This is a genomic window from Motilibacter aurantiacus (assembly GCF_011250645.1).
Taxonomy (GTDB): Bacteria; Actinomycetota; Actinomycetes; order Motilibacterales; family Motilibacteraceae; genus Motilibacter_A; species Motilibacter_A aurantiacus.
On sequence record NZ_JAANNO010000054.1, the window covers coordinates 1 to 522 of the forward strand.

At 75.1% G+C, this 522-nt stretch carries 1 protein-coding gene; it reads left to right on the forward strand.

Features of this window, described 5'->3' with window-relative positions; translation table 11 throughout:
* Positions 1–475 (forward strand): LLM class flavin-dependent oxidoreductase (locus G9H72_RS20805; protein WP_166174765.1); only part of this gene is annotated, 475 nt, incomplete at its 5' end.
* Positions 476–522 lie beyond the last annotated feature (47 nt).

Here is a 522-nt window from a genome sequence, read left to right on the forward strand (position 1 = left end):
GGAGTCGGTCGTGCGGGCCGCCCGCTACGGGATGCCGCTCATGATGGCGATCATCGGCGGGCCCGCGCACCGCTTCGCCCCGCTGGCCGACCTCTACCGCCGGGCCCTGACGGAGCTGGGTCAGGGGGACCTGCCGATCGGCGTCCACTCGCCAGGCCACGTCGCGGACACCGACGCGCGGGCGCGCGAGGAGCTGTGGCCGCACTACGAGGCGATGTACTCCCGCCTCGGCCGCGAGCGCGGCTGGGGCCCGACGACCCGCGCCCACTTCGAGGCCGAGGCCGACGAGGGCGCGCTCTACGTCGGCTCCCCGGAGACCGTCGCGCGCAAGATCGCCGAGTCGGTCCGGGCCCTGGGCATCCGCCGGTTCGACCTCAAGTACGCCACGGGCCCCATGCCGCACGCGCAGCTCGTGCGGAGCATCGAGCTCTACGGGACGAAGGTCGGCCCGATGGTGCGGGACATGCTCGCCTGAGGACGACGGGGCGAGGTCGCCCACCCTCCCCGCGCACCCTCCCCGCG